The sequence below is a fragment of the Margalitia sp. FSL K6-0131 genome, assembly GCF_038008735.1.
Taxonomy (GTDB): domain Bacteria; phylum Bacillota; class Bacilli; order Bacillales; family Bacillaceae_C; genus Margalitia; species Margalitia shackletonii.
This window is the reverse complement of record NZ_JBBOZS010000001.1, coordinates 4,136,453-4,151,900: the sequence shown is the minus strand read 5'-3', so window position 1 is coordinate 4,151,900 and position 15,448 is coordinate 4,136,453. Positions and strand designations below refer to the sequence as shown.

Below are 15,448 nucleotides of genomic sequence, written 5' to 3'. Positions count from 1 at the left end.
TGTTTGAAAGTTACATTCCCAAAATGAATATGTCCAATTTACATAAATTGTTATTTCTTTTGAAAGAAAGTCAATCCTTGCTCTATGATAAAATAAAAGTACGTTAGAGGGGGACTAAAGTTTGATAAATAATGCATGGAAAGATTATTTGTATGAATATATTTTATTGAAAAATGAGGAACTTAACTTACTAGATATTAGAGAGAATAATGGAATTATGGATATTCCTGTTGTAAAAAAGACTGCCCGAACTAGAAGGACGGTTGCGATGTTGACGGTGGGGGTTCATAACCAAAATGTTCCACCAGATAATTTGGTTAAAAATTTTACAAGCCCAAAGACAAAGAAACCATTCGAACTTACAAATGAAACGTATGAGTGGATTCGAAACGGATGGATCATTCGAGAGTATCGCTTGGCAAAAGACGAGCGAACGGTGAAAAGTGAACAGTATCGAATGGGCTTATCTTTATTCCGTTATAAAAAGCAAATAGAGGATGAGAGAGAAACAGAGAAAATGGAATCCATCCTCGAATGGAAAAATCAATGGAATAAAATAAAGAAATCCCCTTCTTCATTTAACCTTAGACGTAAAGAAATACTCAATAGATTAAAAGATATTTTAGATGAAATGGTAACAGCAGATAGAATAAACCACAGTAATTCTACTTGGAGGTTTCAAAAACAACTGTTATTTTTACACTTTTTAGTTGCCTTTTATCAAATTTCAATGGTCGAACATCATTTTGATTGGAAGCAGATTGGAGCAAGGTATTATCGGAAAATTGGGGGCTCAAAGGAATTCGATTCCTATAAAAAGGAATTCATTGAGGGTGCTGAAGAACTGCTTGAGTATCCACTGCATTTACTCGGGCTAAGCAGTTTAGGTACGATTACCCCGATTTATTTTACTGGACCAATGCATGGGGAAAGCGTCTCATACGACTATGGACCAATTCATGCAACAACAGATATAGCGGTTTTTACCGAGGATTTTCAAACAGACGCGCAAGTTTTGTGGTTGGTTGAAAATCGAGGGATTTTAACACGGATGGCATATGAAAAGGACTTTTTATTAGATTCAAAGAGTCTTGTATTAGGAATCGATGGCCAGTTAAGGTCTGCACACCGAAGATTGATTGAACAGCTTGTTTCCAATGTGAAACAAGTGATTATTTGGACGGATGTTGATGAAGCAGGACTCACTATTGCGAAAAATGTAGGAGAAACCGTAGAAAAATGTCAGGTAATAATTAAATGGATTGTTCCTCCATTAGAAGTAGTTGTAAATGTTGAAGAGTTTAAATCACGGTATGAAAAAGCAATACAGGTTCAAAAGGAAGAACAGGAGCAAGAGATTGGGGGAGTAGAACAGTGGAAAAAATGGATAAGTCCTTAATCTCTATTTTTAACATGGATGTGGACAAACCAGAGCTTCTCCAAACGATGCGCGACATGGCTGCATTAGCAGGTGTTTTAAATGATTTAAGTGATAAAGAATCATTTCATGCTCCAAGGAATGTATTACGCTTCATACGAATACTTAATCTCATTAATCAAGAAGCGCTTGGTATGACGGATCCGATTGAAAATGAGGACACACTCTTTTATCGGTATCGCCACACGTATGGCTATGACGAAGAGATGACTATTGAATATGTGAAACATTTAACCTATGTATTAGGGAAGTTTAATTGGATAACGAAGACTGCAAAGCGAATAAAGATGCGAGATCTAGGAAAAAGAATGATGGATGTTTTAATTCGATTGGCCAATGATTCGCTTGCTTATTATATGAATGACGATGTTGCTAGATCCTTGTTCCAAGCAAAGAGAGATGCAGAAATTAGTGAAGCCTATGATGACAAGGGTATTTCAGGTGGAAATAAATTAGCAAGTATGATTAAAAATGTAGAAGAAGCCATTTTGCTGCTTACTGAAAGGGAGTTAGAATATTTAGCTGATCGAAATGCATTGTCCCAAGTAGAAGTAATTCATCAATTGATGAAAGAATTGGAAACGAAAATGGTCGAACGTCTGGCCAAATTTGAAACATTTGATCAGGAATTAGTGTTTGCTTCTATTAAACAAAGAGGTATGACTGCAATTAGTGAAGGAACAAAGATTAGCCTTGGCACCATTAACAAAATTCTGAAGTTCGCACATCTACAAGAGACAGATTTTATTGAAACGATTCAACCAGATTTACTTAGAAACTTTATCGTGCAATCGTTTGATCCGCCAATTGGTTCAGAAATTCCAAATGCCCATCAAATCCTTAGTTTTATGGAACAAGGTCAGTATGAGGACGAAGAGTTGGATGGCCTTTGGGCACCAGTTAAATTCGCTAGCCCCTTATCTCCGAACGCCATTGATGAGGGAATAGACTATATCGAGAATTATGAACCTGTTACAGATGCAATTGAGGAAGAGGTGGAGGAGGATTTTCAAGAAATAGATGAAATCATGGAGGATCAATTAGAAGAAATAATGGGTGATTCAAAATGGCAAATGACGAAACAAATGATTCATACGGAGCACATTGAAAAATACCTTGATGAGGTAGAAGAAGCGGGATTAGATGAGTTAGTTATTCAAGCTGGGTCTGACAAGTGGAGTGATGTATTAAACGGGTTAATAGGAGTGTCTGCGCTAGTTGCGAATAAAAAGGCAGATATTGATGAAAAAGCAAACCGAAAAATAAAAGGTCATATGGAAGAAAGAGATTGGAGGTGGGCAGATGATAAACAAGGAAGCTATGCAATTAGAAAACGAAGAAAATGAATACATGAACGATAATCCCTTGAGTGCATTACAGTCGATTCAAGGATTTTTAACGAAGGAAGAAGAGCTTACTTTTATGCAAATTTTATTTTCCTCTTCTGCTACGATTCGAATGGGAAACTTTGGGCTTTCCCGCAAAGAAGTGGAGAAATTACTAGGTGTAAATAATGAGGAGGCATTTTTCTCTTTTTTAAAGCGAGTGAATCAAGCTGTTAGCCGTTATTTTAAAGTGATTTATGATGAACGGAGGAATCAAGTAGTGGCACTGATGCGTGTTCCCGCAAAACAGGCCAGAAATGTGTTAAATAAGGAAAGCTTGGCCATTCTTATGTTTATTTTTTATCATCAAGAAGTGCTGCAGAATGAGTATACATTGTTCTCACAATTGATCAATAGTTTTGGTCATGAATCCCTACAGGTAACAAGGAAAATTCAAGTGAATCTTGACCCCTTGAAAAAAATAGGTGCCATTGAAGTCTATGACACCAACTCAGATGAAGAGGCGTATCAGTTAACCGCGATTGGCGCCCATCTTTTTTCTGATTCGTTTTTACGGAGGTATGCCGAGTTCAGTCAATCGAATCAGCTTCATATGGAGGATGTTCTACGATTCTTTAAACGCTACAACATGAATGGAGGGGTGACGGATGATTCCTTGGAGGCTTAGATTTTCTGGGATTCGAGATTATGTTCCAACCGTATTAGATTTATCGGAGGAGCATGATCATATTCTTATCTCCGGCCCTAACGGAGCGGGTAAATCGACCGTAACCTTTTGTATGGGTGGGGTTCTTTACTCAAGTAAAGTGGACGTGGAAGGACTAAAATCTAATAATCTACCATCCGACCAGACTTGGCGGGCAAAAATTGATCTTTTATTCAAAAATGCAGGGAAAATGAAGGTGGATGCACCTCAATATGTACAATTCCGCCTGGAAATAGAACAAAAACCTGGTGACCCCATTAAACGAGAGTTTTATATTGAAGAGGGGGATGAAATCGACAAATGGGAGCGTACCACGAAATTTACTAGTGGCGGCAATTTGAATTTTTCGGAGTATAAAAATCAGGTGCTGTATAAGTATGCTGTCGACCCAGATGCTTTTTATTTGATTTGGTACCAAAAAGAAGTTAATCAGTTTGCCATTATGCATCCAGAAGAACGTTTCCGAATTTTTAGTGAGATGAACGGCATCAATAAAATCCAGAAAAATTGGGAAGAAAGTAAAGAGCTTGTAAAGGAAACGGAGCAAAGTTTGCAAGAAGCTGAAAGTAAGCAAGGCCTTAATAAAATGCATTTAAAGCAAAAGAAAATGGAACTTGATCGGTATCATGATCGCAATCGCCGCCGTGAAGAAGGCTTTCATCAATATTACCGAGGATTAAAATGGTTGGAAGCATATTATTTAAAACAAATCGACTCTTTACAAGTACAAATTGAAGAATTGTTAGCAAATAAAAAGGAAAAAATGGATGCCAAACGGGAGATAGAAATTCATTCCGTAGAGAAAAAGGAAGAGCTTGAACAGTTCAGGGAGCTACTTCGCAATCTTGAAAACCGGGAAGATGAATTGGGGCTAGAAGTACAAGGAATAAATAAACAGATAAAAGAGATTAGTGAGATAATCGAATCAATATCTGAACAAATTGCCGATATCACAAAACAGGTTGACCGTATTGGTATGCCAGAGGATGAAGTAAAGGTAAGATTAAAGGAAGCAGAAAAGGAATATAATGCGATAGATGCTTCTATAAATGCAATGGTTACAAAGGCAAAGAGTCTATCAAATCGGTTAAATGATCTAATTCCGGAACAGGCGAAATTGTCTATAGAAATAGATCAGGATAAAGTTCAGGAAAGAAAGTATAAGGATTTAATCGACACCTATCAAAGCAGTAATGCCATTCAAGCTGAGATGGATAAAAATAATCTTGAAATCGAGTATAACAAAGATAGATTACGTGATTTGAATGAAAAGGAAAGAAAGATTGAAAAAGAACTGACACTTCTAAAAAATAATAAAGTGTATAATCCGCGTCAGGAGCAGTCTATCCAATTTTTTAAAAAGAATCAAATTGAAGTTTACCCGTTACGCGAGCTTGTGGAGCTAGATGAGACAGCGGGTCAGCACGATGAATATTTATTCGATACAATCAAATATACATTATTCGTTAATAAAAAAGTATTTCAAGCGCCTAATGACCTTTATCACGTATCTTTACCAAACCTAATTCCAGACAAAACAATCATGCATTTACCAGACAAGCATTTAAAGGTTAAGGATCATCTGGATGATCGCCTTTACCCATACGCAATAAAAGCACTTTGGTGGGTAGATTCGTTTTTTAAAGAAGAAAAGCCTTTGATTGTTAACGATCAGCTTGTGGATGATAAAGGAATTCGGGGACCACAAGAGGAAAAAAGAATTATATTAAGCGAAAAAGTATTGCAATTCCAGCAGGTGAAACTGGAGGAAGAGCTAACACAGATAAAGGAAGAAAAGGTTCAACTTGAAAAGGATATTCATGAACGCAACAATCGAAACTCTATCCTATTTAGCAGGAAAGAGTCCCTTAAAGAGGCTGAAGCGTTTTTTACGAAAGAAAATGAAAGAGAATGGCGGCAAAGTCAGTTTGATAAAGTTTGCAAGGCGATAGAAGTTATTCAAAATGAAAACAGCTTCATTCAAAGTGAGTTAAATGAACAAAGAAAGTCATTAGCTAAATGGGAACAATCCTTATCAACTTATCGAGAGTATCTAGAAATCTTCCAACAATTTCGTAAAGAACAAGCAAAAATAGCGGAAGTTCAGAGATTAAAGAGCGTCCTAATGGGGCTTAATCAAAATAAAAAGGAAAAAAACAAGCAATTAGAGGAAATTTCCACTACATTAGATGCCAAAAGACGTGACGAAAGACAGCTATCAAGAAAACTAGAAGATGTAGAGAATGATCTTTTTGGTCGGGACCGTGAAATCGAACAAATGGAGCGGCAAATAAAAACAAGATCAGAAGAGCGATTATCAAATGAAGAGGGTTATTCTCGTACCAGAAAAGAAGTACAAAAGCTTCAAGAAACCGCAAAAGACTTAGTTGCTAAATTTGACGAAGAGGTGGGGCGTTTTACTGAGTTGGCAAAACCGCAAGCGGAAGATTTACGCAATAATGGAAAAACAACCTTTGAATTTGCGATAAACCAAACAGGTATTGATGAAGCAGCACCTGAAAACTATGCAAAAATGAAGGAAGAATATGATCGGTCCGAGAATGAAGTGAAAAAATCAAAAATCTTATTAGAAGAATATATAGAACGAATGGAACGGTTTAAAGATGAACTGGAAGATACCATTAACATGAAGATTATCGGTGTGAACCAGAAATTTGTTCACTATATGTCTTTATTCGGTTTTGAAGGGAAAATTGAGTGGGATATGAACACCGATCGCCGCGGACAAATTCGGTATACACTTTTTATTAAGGCAAGAAAAGAAGGTCATCGTGGAAAATTAGAAGATGTTAGTGTGAAAGCACGTGGCGGTAAAGTTGGAAAAGGTGTATCAGGCGGTGAGGAATCACTCAGTTCTTTATTGTTTGCACTGGCGTTATTGCAAACAATCGAGGCATCACCAGGATACATTGTCCTAGATGAATTTGATAGTGCCCTTGATGAAGGGCGAAAAGAAAAAGTGTTTGGATTATATGAACAAGAATTGCAACGAAAAATGATTATTCTTACTCCAAAATCTCATGAAGAAGAGTACCTGTATCGTTTCTCGAAAGCATATGTCGTGCACCACAATCCAAATATACCAAAAAGTACAGTGTTTAAAGTGAAGCGTGTCAGGTGAAACATGGGGGCATTTTTTGTTATTATTAAGTTACAAAACTGTAAGTAACAAGCATGGCCAGTAGTTACTTTTCACATATTTCTCCACTAATTTCATAGGAAAGTTGTATAAAGTTATATCTCTTATAACTGGGATGAAGGACAACTTTCCTGTTACTCAGCTAAGTTTTGTCCTTCAAACCCACTATGGACATGTATTTAGTTATCCAACAAGAAACAAAGTGATGGATGTTTTCCCAATAAAAGATAAATACAGATAATAGTCCAGCAGTCAGTATGCACAAAGAAATAAACTGTAAATATTTATAAAATACTTTTTGGAACCTTTTTATTTTCTGATACCTCCAGCTAGTAGCATAATATAAAATTACCGTATTTTCCCTTAACTCCAAATTTTAGTTTATTGCCTTCAAAGAACAACAAAGTTTGCAGAAACAGTTAAAACTAAAAATAAAAGGATTTTTAGTCTTTATGTCGAACAATTGTATAGGATTCTAGAAATGCTTGGGGGACACTCTTTTGTTACTTTACTTTTGATACAAATCATCTGCCTAAAATTCTAAAACAAATTAGGAGATGATATAGTATGATATTTAAAAACTCACTCGAGGGTATAACCTCTAATATGCTTAAGGGTTTCTTTGTAGATTGGCCGAATCCGCCAAGTCCACAAACACATTTAAAACTCTTAAAAAACAGTAGTAAAGTGGTTATTGCGATGGATGAGAACACTAATCAAGTAGTTGGATTTATAACCGCTATTAGTGATGGAATTCTTTCGGCTTATATTCCACTTCTTGAGGTTTTACCGGAATACAAGAATAAAGGTATTGGCAAAGAATTAGTCAAGCAAATGCTAAAAGAACTTGATAACATCTATATGATTGATTTATGTTGTGACGATGACTTGGTTCCTTTTTATAAAAAGTTCGGAATGATGAAAGGAAATAGTATGATTTTTAGGAACTATCAAAGGCAATCAGGAAGTTAAAATAAGATTAAAACGGATACATGTAGTAACAATCCTGATTCTCTTTGAAGGTAAAAAGTAAAAAAGGTTAAATAAGAAAACAAAAAAGCATGGTAATATGAATTCGCCATGCTTTTTGCGTCTCATTAATCTTGTATTAAACTAATTAAAATGCGAAATCTCGCCAAAAAAGATTTAAATTACCATGTTTAATTATAAGAAAAGAGATGCTAACAAATATATTACCTTGCTAATAAATGGGATTATCAGATGCTCTTTATAGATATTTCATTCATTGATGTGCAAATTTTTTTGCATGGATGTCTGTTAAAACAGAATGTTGATTCCACAGTGTTTGAAAAATAAACGGAATAATTCCGCTTAAATTGGGAAATACCCATATTTCCTTAAAAATAAAGGAAGTTTTCCCGTTTATGTTATCCAATTCTTTGGATTTGGCCTTATTTAGAGCAGGTTTATCGGAAAATCTCCGCTTATTTCTGCTTCAAAAGCCTCCTATCTATACATTAACCGGAAAATCTCCGTATAAAAAGCATGGCGAATTCCTTTACGAATTACCATGCTTTTCCGTAAGTTATTTAACCTAATCTGCACCTGCCTTATATGCTGCTTGAACGGTTCCATCACTTGAAACAACTTGAATCTCTATATCCCGATTAAATGACCGTGGTATTTTCCCGATTACTTCCGCGATTGATTCCTCTTCGTAGTAAGCAGGTAGAAAAATAATCACCTTTTGTTGAGTCATTTTGCTCAAACATCCTTCTGAAAAATATAGCACTAATTTGGATACTAAAACTTATTGGATAAGGTCACCCACATTTACTGTTATTCCTTTTATATATCCTATGCAACAAATTTCAACAACGATAGACAAGAGTAAAAGGAGTGTTGGTTATTGTTAACAACCGGGACAATTTAAAGGAAAATATGTGCAGAGAAAATTCGCCAAAACGTGTATTGACGATACAAAATGTCATAGACTTGCTATGTCGTAGAAAAGTGCCTTTGCTATCCAAAGGCAGCAACACTTTAAAGTGTAAATTTTGAAATGTAACAGCCTGTTCATCGTCCGTTCATATTACGGTTGTATATTAAGGAAGTCGAAAGAAGATTGGAGGAATAAAGATGAACATCGCTTGGAAAGAAATGAAGAAAAATAAAGTGAGATTTTTAATTTTAGGTTCGATTGTTTTTCTCGTTAGTTTATTAACGTTAATTATATCCGGTTTGGCAAATGGATTATCACAAGACAATGCAGCATTAATTAAAGATTTACCAAATGGACAATTCTATATGACGAAAGATGCAGACGAAAACTATAATCTTTCAAGGATAAAGAAAAGCACACAAGATCACATCTTACAAAACCAAAAAGATGCTGCAGCATTTTCTATTCAGATGGGATTTTTAAATGATCGTGATGGGAAACAACGAAGCGTTGCATTTGTAACATCAACAGATTCCAAATTATTTACAAATGTAAAAAAGGGTGAAGTTGTCCTTGATAGTTCTATGAAAGACGAAGGTATAAAGATAGGAGATACCTTAACGAATAATCAATACAGCGGCAAGTTTATGGTAAAAGGTTTTGTAGACCAAAAGAAATTTAGCCATGCACCTGTGGCTTATATCAATATGCAGGACTACAAAGAAATGTATCGAGTCAATGAAATGCAATTGATATTCAAACCGGGAGATGATTCAACACAAGGAATAAAAGGATTACAATCATTTTCGAAAAAGCAGTTTCTTAACTCAATTCCGAGTTATAATGCAGAACAGATGTCCCTAAATATGATCGTATGGTTTTTAGTTGTCATCAGCGGCATGTTGTTTGCTATCTTTTTCTATATGATGAATGTCCAAAAAATTGGTCTATACGGTATTCTGAAAGCAATTGGTTTAAAAACAAGCAGCTTGTTCAAGATAATGTGGACACAGATGATTTTGATTACTGTCATTGCGCTTGCTCTATCGATTGGACTCAGTCAATTGTTTAATAACATAGCCCCTAAAGGAATACCTTTTAGTTTAACACCTGCAACAACTGTACAAATATCGATTGTCTTCCTTGTCATCGGATTTATTGGGGCTTCGCTATCGGGTATACAAATTAAAAAAGTTGAACCACTACAAGCTATTCAACAAGGAGAGGTTTAATATGTCATTATTTACGATTAATGAAGTGAGAAAAACGTTTACTAATGGGGATGTACAGGAGGAAATACTAAAGGGAATTAATCTTTCACTTAGGGAAGGAGAAGTTACAGCATTAGTGGGAGCATCAGGTTCTGGAAAAAGTACCCTTCTTACTATAGCTGCCGGCCTTCAACCCGCTTCCAATGGGCAAGTAATCTTTGATGGAAAAAATATGACTGCCATGAATGCTGAACAAGTTCGAAAAATACGTGCAAGTCAATTTGGGTTTGTCTTTCAATTCGCACATCTTGTTCCTTTTCTCACAGTAGAAGAGCAACTAATGTTAATGTTGGACGTATCTGAATCTACCCTCAGTAAACATGCACGAAAAAAGGAAATCGATAAAGTATTAAAATTGGTAGAAATGGATCACCGGAAAAATGCTTATTCATCATCATTATCAGGTGGTGAAAAGCAGCGTGTAGCCATTGCTCGTGCGATTATCCATCAACCCAAAGTCCTGTTTGCAGATGAACCTACTGCTAGTTTGGACTCAAAAAGGTCAAAGGACGTTATGACGTTAATCAGAGATTTAACAAAAACGTTGAATATCACGACTTTAATGGTTACCCATGATGAAGAAATGCTATCATTTGCTGATCATGTTATTAAAATGGGCGATGGAGTAATATTGTAGAAAAAAATATATTCCGTTGACTTAAAGAATACATCTTAATGAGTTAACTGTTTGAGAACAGCCCTAACGCTTTGTGTTGGGCTGTTTTTTTTCTAATACTTCTATTTCATGCAAAAATCATTTTTCTATTATTTACAAAATAATCTAAATATATGAATATTTAGGGAGGGAGATTTTTGAAAAAAGTTATTACAACGATAATTATTGCGGCATTTTTATTTGTGGTTAGTGTAAATAGTGCATCCGCTCATTCCGGAAGAACGGATAGGCTAGGTGGACATTTTCGAACAAGTGACTGTGTCTATATGTTTCATCACCCGACTAGTCAAGTTTCTGGTAAATCGAAATCTACTATTGTTTCTCTAATAAAAAAATATAATAGTAATTACAAATGTAATAGAACATTAACAACTCAGAAGGTATTGTGGAATACAGTAAGACATAAATAGTATTACCCACCCAAAAGGTGGGTTTTTACGTATTAATAATCTATAACTAGAAACGTAAAAGGGGAAGAAGATATTGATCATATACGAAGCAACAAAATCTGAATTTATCTCAGATGTAACAAATGAATTAATAGAAGCATCAAAGTTTAAGAAAAGATCCTATATTAAAGAAGACCTAGAAAAATCCTCCATTAACCCATGTTGACAAATTTCCTTTCAAATTGTATAGTAAATTCCATAACTTAATATTTTGAATTTTTTCTTATCCAGAGAGGTGGAGGGACTGGCCCTTTGAAGCCTCGGCAGCGGACTTTTTTAAGTACTGTGCCAATTCCAGTAGCGTAAGGCTAGAAGATAAGAGGAGCAGGTAATGTTTTCGTCTATTCACCCCTCTTCTGTTTTCTAGAAGAGGGGTTTTTAATATTTACATTCATATATGAGGTGATTTTATGTCAACAGTAAAAACAGATAATGAGCTTTTGAAAGTCTTTGAGGTACTTCAAAGGAAAGAATGGGTTGATCTCACACATACTTTTGGCCCGAATTCCCCACATTTTTCCGCTTTTGACGATGCAGAGTTTACAACACTTTTTACCCATGATGATGGCTTTTTTGCACAAGGTTTCCATTTTCCAGGTCAGTATGGAACACATATCGATGCCCCCATACATTTCGTTCGAAACAAACGTTACCTTGAGGATCTAGAGCTAAAGGAACTCGTATTGCCTCATATTGTAATTGATAAATCGAGGGAAGCGGAAGAAGATAATGACTTTATATTATCTGTTGATGATGTCTTAAAGTTTGAAGCGGAACATGGAAAAATCGAAGCAGGTACATTTGTCGCTTTACGTACTGATTGGGGGAAGCGTTGGCCTAATAAGGAGGCATTTGAAAATAAAGATAAAGAGGGAAATAGTCACACTCCGGGATGGGGAATAGAAGCCTTAAAATTTTTATTTGAAGAAAGAAAGATTAAAGCTGTTGGACACGAAACATTTGATACAGATGCGGCCCTTGATTTTCGCAAAAATGGTTCCCTCGTTGGTGAATACTATGTGCTTGAACAAGATACATTTCAAGTGGAATTGTTGACGAACCTAGATAAGTTGCCAGCCAAAGGAGCTGTAATTTTCAATATTAGTCCAAAGCCTGAGAAAGCAACTGGTTTTCCAGTTCGTTCTTTTGCTATTTTGCCATAAATACTTAATACATTTGATAGATTTAAAAAATACTAAGGGAGAGAGATTAAAATGACAAAAACATTAATAAAAGCTCCATTCAGAGCAGACCATGTGGGAAGTTTATTACGACCAGCAAGAATTCATAAGGCCAGGAAGGATTTCCAAGAAGGGAATATTACAGCACAAGAACTACATGAAATTGAAACAGACGAGATTAAGAAAGTTGTTGATAAACAAATCGAAGTCGGACTGCAAGCTGTCACAGATGGAGAATTCCGCCGAAGATTTTGGCATACGGATTTTCTAGAGCATTTAAATGGTGTAGAGGGCTACATTCCAGAGCATGGCTTTAAATTTAAGGGGGAGGAAACAGAACGATACAATGTTCGTGTGGTTGGAAAAATCTCATTTAACCCTCATCACCCACATGTAAAAGACTTTATTGAATTTAAAGAAATCGTTGGAGACCGTGCCATTGCAAAGCAAACGATTCCGAGTCCTAATCAATTATTTAACACTGGTATCCGTAATCTGGATGTTTATCCTAACATTGAAGAATATGCAAATGATATTATTCAAGCGTACCGCGAGGCAATTAAAGCCTTTTATGATGCTGGCTGCCGTTATCTTCAGCTAGATGATGTCTACATTGCAGGTCTTAATGCACCGGAAATTCCATTTCATGATAGCGGTTATTCCCGTGAAGAATTAATAGAATTAGCCTTACGTGTTGCAAATGGAGTACTGGAGGATAAACCGGAAGATCTAATTGTAACGACTCATCTTTGCCGTGGTAACTACCGATCGAAATGGGCTTTTGAAGGCAGTTATGCAAAAATCGCGCCAACCTTATTTGCAAAAGAAAAAGTCAACGGATTTTTCCTGGAATATGATGACGATCGTTCGGGAGATTTCAAACCTTTGGAATACATTCCAAATGGGGGCCCCCAAGTCGTGCTGGGTGTCTTCACATCGAAGCATGGTAAATTAGAAGATAAGGAGACCATTAAAGCACGCGTGAAGGAAGCAACAAAATACGTACCATTAGAGCAATTATGTATCAGCCCTCAATGCGGTTTTGCTTCTACTCATCATGGGAATATTTTATCCGAAGAAGAACAATGGGCGAAGTTGAAATATATTGTAGATATTTCTAAAGAAATATGGGGATAGGAAATAACTAATTTTTAACCAAGTTGTTTTAAAACGGTGAATCACCCAAAAGTGTTGTTAAATAAACAGTTTTGGGTGTTTTTTCTAGGAAAGATGAAATAGGCAGAATTTGAAATGAACGATTGTCTATTTATTATTCTTGCCTTCTATCGCATGCACATTCTTCCAATTTTCATATTAAGTTTTATTTATCGTAGAAAAGTATCTGATTTTTTAATTATTCAAGCCCTAACACAAAATGTTCAAGTGCTCCTCATGAAAAAAAGAGAGTTCGCAATAAAATGCAAACTCTCTTTTTTAGTTGCCCCTGCCAAGGAATTTAATCTTACCATAAACCGATAGAAAAGTTTATAGTGGACTAGGGAATCTTTGTGGAAATAGAAAATCTGATTTCATGAATACAGCTTTGATATCGATTGGCCCAGAATAATTTTCATGCCGGGGTAAAAATGTTCAAATCATGTTCGTTTCTTACTTTACTACCATACTTTCCCGCTTTCTTTTCTCAGCTTCCACATTCTATCTGTCCATTCTTTTACCTTTTTACTAATTTCACTCGCTCTGTCATCGATTTCTTTATATTTTTCTTGACTTAATTGGGAAGCGAAATTTCGTAATTGTTCGTTTCTTTCGGATAACCAGTTCCGCAGGGTTGAAGATGTCTCCGAATCGATCCAATGGTTTTCTTCCAGTAACTGGACTGCTTTCGTATATCTGTCATTTTCGCGCGATATCATATTTTTCAGCGGTTCACTTAGTGAATCAAATCGTTTATACTCTGCTAAAACTTCCCATGGATCAGGTGCCTTCGTAAAAGAATAAGCAAGATCGAGCGCGGAAGGAAGCCATTGTTCTTCGATGGTTTTACTTAAATCGTTCGGATTATTAGCGGAATAATACTTGCCGTTCCCCGCGTCCGCCACTTTCTTTAATTGATCTTCCGATTTGGAATCTACATCAAAGCCGATGATGTTTACTTTATACTCATTATTTACAGATGCGAATGCTTCGGCTTCTTTTACTGGATTGCCTCCGCAGGTTTCCGCACCGTCACTGACGATATAAATCGTCGTATCGGCTTCATAGTCTTTTGCCATTTCCTTCGCTTTCTTTATCGCTCCTGCAAGCGGTGTCCACCCTTTCGCTTGAAAGGAGTTTACCGCTTTGACAAACGTGTTTTCGTTGTATTTTCCCATTGTATATTTCTCTTCAATTGCGCTGCACGACTTTTTCATATCTTTATCAGCAGAACTTCCGACATGTCCATATACAATGAGAGAAACATCACTTGTTTGCCCGATTGTTTTCGCAAAACGTTTGACCGCATCTTTGGCAATGGCCATCTTCATTTTGCCTCCAACTTTCTGCAGCATACTGGAGCTCGCATCCAGTAATATGATTGCTTTTGAGCTTTTTGCTTTCCCATTTTCTGTTTTAGTCATTTTTTCCGGTTCCGGCAAATCCGGTTCTTTAAAGTCAGGTTTAAATGCTTCTGCTTTTTCAATGACATCCTTATAATAGGGACTCCCAAGTAAATAGAGTAATCCTTTTTCAAGCTTTTCCGGGTTCTTCGTTTCCTCCGTTAATGACTTTAATTGTTCTGTCAGCTTACCCTTCAGTTCGCTGTCCATATCAGTCGGGAACAATGGGACATCTTTTGTTTCTTGTTCCATCGTATTATCTTTTACTAATATTCCAGCTTTTTGATCCTTTAAAGCTTCTTTGGTTGAATCCAGCTGGATATCGTTTAGTATTGATTGCCAATTATTCTTCTCTTTCTTTTGCACCGCTTCCGCCTTTTTTGTTTTTCTGGAATGATCGTTTTCTTTATTGGCGACTTTTTCTCCGTTGCAGCCGACAAGTAGCAAATTAACCGTTAAAAAAATTCCTAACAGTTTTTTCATTTCCCCCACTCCTCTTCAAGCAAAAAATGTGATTTTTGCACTAACAAAATTGTAAATACATACTATATCTTCCAATTATAGCGAAAAGTTTTTACCTTTTTTCCTTATAATTAAAAATTCCGACTTTATACCTATAAGACTAGTGAAAAAGTACTTCCTGAGTCGTATAAAATAAATCAGATGAAACCCAGACCAATCTAATCTCGAATATGTGTACAAACAGATTTCGGTCATTGTTTGTTTTGCTTTACTCTTGATGACAGGGTGTTCAGGAACA

Annotated in this window: 13 protein-coding genes and 1 riboswitch; of the genes, 11 read left to right on the top strand and 2 right to left on the bottom strand. The window is 36.0% G+C overall.

Annotation, left to right across the window (positions count from 1 at the left end; genetic code table 11):
• The first annotated feature begins 121 nt into the window (after positions 1–121).
• The 5 genes from NSQ59_RS20290 (at position 122) to NSQ59_RS20270 (ending at position 7,622) form a co-directional block, all read left to right on the top strand.
• Positions 122–1,399 carry a DUF2399 domain-containing protein gene (locus NSQ59_RS20290; RefSeq protein ID WP_126649592.1) on the top strand — a complete coding sequence of 426 codons (1,278 nt, stop codon included), beginning with the start codon at positions 122–124 and terminating at the stop codon, positions 1,397–1,399.
• Positions 1,375–2,784, top strand: coding sequence for a hypothetical protein (locus NSQ59_RS20285; RefSeq protein WP_445669216.1), 1,410 nt, complete (start codon positions 1,375–1,377; stop codon positions 2,782–2,784). The genes NSQ59_RS20290 and NSQ59_RS20285 overlap by 25 nt, the downstream gene beginning before the upstream one ends.
• Positions 2,741–3,451, top strand: coding sequence for a hypothetical protein (locus NSQ59_RS20280; protein WP_126649593.1), 711 nt, complete (start codon positions 2,741–2,743; stop codon positions 3,449–3,451). The genes NSQ59_RS20285 and NSQ59_RS20280 overlap by 44 nt, the downstream gene beginning before the upstream one ends.
• Positions 3,432–6,632, top strand: a complete 3,201-nt coding sequence (locus tag NSQ59_RS20275) for an AAA family ATPase (RefSeq protein ID WP_340832525.1) — start codon at positions 3,432–3,434, stop codon at positions 6,630–6,632. The genes NSQ59_RS20280 and NSQ59_RS20275 overlap by 20 nt, the downstream gene beginning before the upstream one ends.
• 585 nt (positions 6,633–7,217) lie before the next feature.
• Positions 7,218–7,622 (top strand): GNAT family N-acetyltransferase, encoded by a 405-nt coding sequence (locus NSQ59_RS20270; RefSeq protein ID WP_340832524.1) that lies wholly within the window; start codon positions 7,218–7,220, stop codon positions 7,620–7,622.
• Between the two features lie 583 nt (positions 7,623–8,205).
• Here NSQ59_RS20270 and NSQ59_RS20265 read toward each other — a convergent pair.
• The gene (locus NSQ59_RS20265; RefSeq protein WP_340832522.1) at positions 8,206–8,370 is read right to left on the bottom strand and encodes a hypothetical protein; all 165 of its coding nucleotides are present in this window, start codon (positions 8,368–8,370) and stop codon (positions 8,206–8,208) included.
• Positions 8,371–8,750: 380 nt separating this feature from the next.
• Here NSQ59_RS20265 and NSQ59_RS20260 point away from each other — a divergent pair, with 380 nt between their 5' ends.
• The 6 genes from NSQ59_RS20260 to NSQ59_RS20235 all read left to right on the top strand — a co-directional run bounded on the left by NSQ59_RS20260 (position 8,751) and on the right by NSQ59_RS20235 (position 13,267).
• Complete coding sequence (locus tag NSQ59_RS20260; RefSeq protein WP_340832521.1) at positions 8,751–9,785, top strand: ABC transporter permease; 1,035 nt, start codon at positions 8,751–8,753, stop codon at positions 9,783–9,785.
• A 1-nt stretch (position 9,786) separates the two neighbouring features.
• Positions 9,787–10,461, top strand: a complete 675-nt coding sequence (locus NSQ59_RS20255) for an ABC transporter ATP-binding protein (RefSeq protein ID WP_340832519.1) — start codon at positions 9,787–9,789, stop codon at positions 10,459–10,461.
• A 176-nt stretch (positions 10,462–10,637) separates the two neighbouring features.
• Positions 10,638–10,910 (top strand): hypothetical protein, encoded by a 273-nt coding sequence (locus NSQ59_RS20250; protein WP_340832516.1) that lies wholly within the window; start codon positions 10,638–10,640, stop codon positions 10,908–10,910.
• 73 nt (positions 10,911–10,983) lie between these two features.
• Positions 10,984–11,115, top strand: coding sequence for a hypothetical protein (locus NSQ59_RS20245; RefSeq protein ID WP_340832515.1), 132 nt, complete (start codon positions 10,984–10,986; stop codon positions 11,113–11,115).
• A 54-nt stretch (positions 11,116–11,169) separates the two neighbouring features.
• A riboswitch (SAM riboswitch) is annotated at positions 11,170–11,271 on the top strand.
• A gap of 88 nt (positions 11,272–11,359) precedes the next feature.
• The gene (locus NSQ59_RS20240) at positions 11,360–12,112 is read left to right on the top strand and encodes a cyclase family protein (protein ID WP_340832513.1); all 753 of its coding nucleotides are present in this window, start codon (positions 11,360–11,362) and stop codon (positions 12,110–12,112) included.
• A 51-nt stretch (positions 12,113–12,163) separates the two neighbouring features.
• A complete protein-coding gene (locus NSQ59_RS20235; protein WP_340832511.1) occupies positions 12,164–13,267 on the top strand; it encodes a 5-methyltetrahydropteroyltriglutamate--homocysteine S-methyltransferase in 1,104 nt (367 codons plus the stop codon).
• Between the two features lie 479 nt (positions 13,268–13,746).
• On the opposite strand, the gene NSQ59_RS20230 is transcribed toward NSQ59_RS20235, so the two are convergent.
• Positions 13,747–15,171 carry a vWA domain-containing protein gene (locus tag NSQ59_RS20230; RefSeq protein WP_340832509.1) on the bottom strand — a complete coding sequence of 475 codons (1,425 nt, stop codon included), beginning with the start codon at positions 15,169–15,171 and terminating at the stop codon, positions 13,747–13,749.
• Between the last annotated feature and the right edge of the window lie 277 nt (positions 15,172–15,448).

Excerpts from the sequence above, each read along its gene's own strand:
- NSQ59_RS20280 (WP_126649593.1), top strand. The coding sequence starts at position 2,741 with ATGATAAACAAGGAAGCTATGCAATTAGAAAACGAAGAAAATGAATAC.
- NSQ59_RS20275 (WP_340832525.1), top strand. The coding sequence starts at position 3,432 with ATGATTCCTTGGAGGCTTAGATTTTCTGGGATTCGAGATTATGTTCCA.
- NSQ59_RS20270 (WP_340832524.1), top strand. The coding sequence starts at position 7,218 with ATGATATTTAAAAACTCACTCGAGGGTATAACCTCTAATATGCTTAAG.
- NSQ59_RS20265 (WP_340832522.1), bottom strand. The coding sequence starts at position 8,370 with ATGACTCAACAAAAGGTGATTATTTTTCTACCTGCTTACTACGAAGAG.
- NSQ59_RS20260 (WP_340832521.1), top strand. The coding sequence starts at position 8,751 with ATGAACATCGCTTGGAAAGAAATGAAGAAAAATAAAGTGAGATTTTTA.
- NSQ59_RS20255 (WP_340832519.1), top strand. The coding sequence starts at position 9,787 with ATGTCATTATTTACGATTAATGAAGTGAGAAAAACGTTTACTAATGGG.
- NSQ59_RS20240 (WP_340832513.1), top strand. The coding sequence starts at position 11,360 with ATGTCAACAGTAAAAACAGATAATGAGCTTTTGAAAGTCTTTGAGGTA.
- NSQ59_RS20235 (WP_340832511.1), top strand. The coding sequence starts at position 12,164 with ATGACAAAAACATTAATAAAAGCTCCATTCAGAGCAGACCATGTGGGA.
- NSQ59_RS20230 (WP_340832509.1), bottom strand. The coding sequence starts at position 15,171 with ATGAAAAAACTGTTAGGAATTTTTTTAACGGTTAATTTGCTACTTGTC.